The 2,240-nt window shown below is 56.3% G+C and carries 2 protein-coding genes and 1 pseudogene; 1 reads left to right on the top strand and 2 read right to left on the bottom strand.

Features of this window, described 5'->3' with window-relative positions; all coding sequences use genetic code 11:
- On the bottom strand, positions 1-423 hold a 423-nt coding region (locus ABX962_RS35030), incomplete at its 3' end, for an RAD55 family ATPase (protein WP_372726290.1).
- Positions 424-821: 398 nt separating this feature from the next.
- Here ABX962_RS35030 and ABX962_RS35025 point away from each other — a divergent pair.
- On the top strand, positions 822-1,469 hold the full coding sequence (locus tag ABX962_RS35025) for a hypothetical protein (protein ID WP_372726289.1): 648 nt from the start codon (positions 822-824) through the stop codon (positions 1,467-1,469).
- A gap of 50 nt (positions 1,470-1,519) precedes the next feature.
- On the opposite strand, the pseudogene ABX962_RS35020 reads toward ABX962_RS35025, so the two are convergent.
- Positions 1,520-2,240 (bottom strand): annotated as a pseudogene (locus tag ABX962_RS35020) (protein translocase subunit SecDF); the annotation flags it as partial.

The following is a 2,240-nucleotide window of genomic DNA, read 5'->3' as shown; positions in this document are numbered from 1 at the left end:
GATGGCTTGATCCAATTTCTTGGACTGCTCGTATTTCCATTCTCGCCAACTGTCCGAATCGAGATCGCTGGCGGTGACGCGGCGTCCAGAGTGCTGGAAGATATGCATGTAATCGCGTCGCGAGTGGGCGGCGTCCCAGATTGTGGCGGCGTCCCAGCGGCCATTCGCCTCAAACTCGCTCAACCGCCAATCAAATAGTCGCTCAGCATAATCCGTGTGATTTTGTGAATCGCCACGCGAAGTCAAATCGAACAGGATGCCCGATTGGCCCTCTTGTTCGATACCCGCGTTCGCAAACCCAACTCCCAACTGGGTTTTGCCAATCCCCGACGCTCCCATCACAACGGTCAGCGTGCCCGGGATCAATCCACCTCCGAGCAGTTGGTCGAGTTCGGGAATACCTGTTTTGAGTCGATGTGACATGGCGGGCAAATCGGTTTTTGAGGGCAAGCGTGTGGAGGTGCGTAGCGGCGGTCATCGATGTGACGACCGTCGTGCGAATGAGGTTCACGCGGAACAAGCCGAGTAATTTAAAAGGCCAAGGGAAAAGGTGCTAGTGAGTGCATCGATCCTCCCTTGAACCGATGCGGTTTTAAGGCAATTTCCGAGCCCGAAAACGCTCCGTTTTTACCGCCTGATTCCGGAGTGTTTGGGGCCCCTAGAATCTCGGGGCCCCGAAAAAGGGCTCAGCGAGGCCGCCGCACCGCAATCGGCAACCCGGGTGCGGTATGCTGTGCGTGGTTCGGACGGGGGACTCGCCACTGCAGCATGATGCATGCGTGCGACGTCCCCCTTGTTAAGTGGAAAGACAGAGAGACAGAATGCGAAAGAAAATAAATGAATCGGTCGGCTTCCTGCGGTCCACGGCAATTGGGGGGATCTTTTTCTTATTGCCCCTGGCGGTGATCGGGGGGCTGTTAGGCCAGGTCTACGGGATCGTTTCCGCGGTCGCGGTGCCGCTGCAGAAGTGGATTCCAGGAAATCAGCCGTTCAGTATCGCGATCCTGTTTTCGGCGGCGGTGGCGATTTTGATCATGATGTGTTTTGCTGCGGGCGTGATCGCGAGACGAGCAATCGGCAAGAAGTTCTCGTCCACGGTCGAGAAGCAATTGATCACCGTGTTTCCCAAATATGCCATCTACAAAGACTTGTTGGCGGGGAATTTGAAGCATGACAGCGACGGGCCGACGTTGTCGCCGGTGTTGGTGGCCTGTCCCGAAGGCTACCGGATCGCGATGGAAGCGGACCGTTTGCCCAGCGGGTTGGTCGTGGTCTATTTCCCCGGAGCCCCCGACACCTGGATTGGTTCGGTCGTGTTGGTTCCCGAGTCACGTGTGTTTGCCACCAATTTGGACTTCAATGAAACGCTTGGCGTGTTCGAGCGACTCGGCCGCGATTCGAGTCAATTCCTAGCCCCCATCGAAAGCTTGGCCAACACTACGCCCGCTCCGTCCACCGAGCACGGCTGAGATCCCGTAGCGAAAGTCGCCAACAGCTTTCGGCCATTCCCCCCATCGAATCAAAGCGAGATCAGATCGACTAGGCGATAAGACGCAGTGACTTGCGTTTCGCTGATCGGTTTGGGATTTAGTTTCGCGGGTAATTGCCCCGCCTTGAGGATCTGGACGATAAAGTCGGTTTCGGCCCGAGTGAAATCTCCCGTAATCCGTGCTTCGACGCGGATCGGCTGCAAAATCTTTGGAGCCGTCAGCAGCTGGTCATCCAGCACAATGCCAAGTTGCGTTTGAGTGGTGCCGACGTGTGCATTGGCGGTTGTCAAAACGAGCATTTTGGCCGCGCCAGCATCGGTGAAGTTGATCGCAACGGCGGGATTGCCATTTTGGTCAAAGGTGGTCGCAGCAAACGCCAAGTCCTCACCCCCGACCGCGTGTTCACTTTCAACGACCGCCAGCACATCGATGGATGGGATGTTTTGCGATTTTATCCAGCGAGCGATTTTGACTCCGCTGTCATTCCCAAGCACGCTGCTTGGCATCTGCAGGACTTCGCCGGTCTGAGCATCACGCACCGTGAGCGAATTCAATTGCACGGTTAGCGGAGTCACATCGTCGACTGTTGTTGCTGCGGCGTCTCTTCCCACAGTGACCCACCTTCCCACCACGCTTCCGTTCTCGTCCAGCACATCGCGACTTGCAGCAGGCGTTTGGGAGGATGCTTTCACCAAATTCAGAAGATTGGCATGATGAGTTTGATTGGCGATCGGTAGGAATCGCAGCACG

Origin of the sequence: Novipirellula sp. (genome assembly GCF_041583735.1) — a bacterium.
Taxonomy (GTDB): domain Bacteria; phylum Planctomycetota; class Planctomycetia; order Pirellulales; family Pirellulaceae; genus Novipirellula.
Note: the sequence above shows the minus strand (reverse complement) of the source record. Positions and strands in the feature narration are given on the sequence as shown.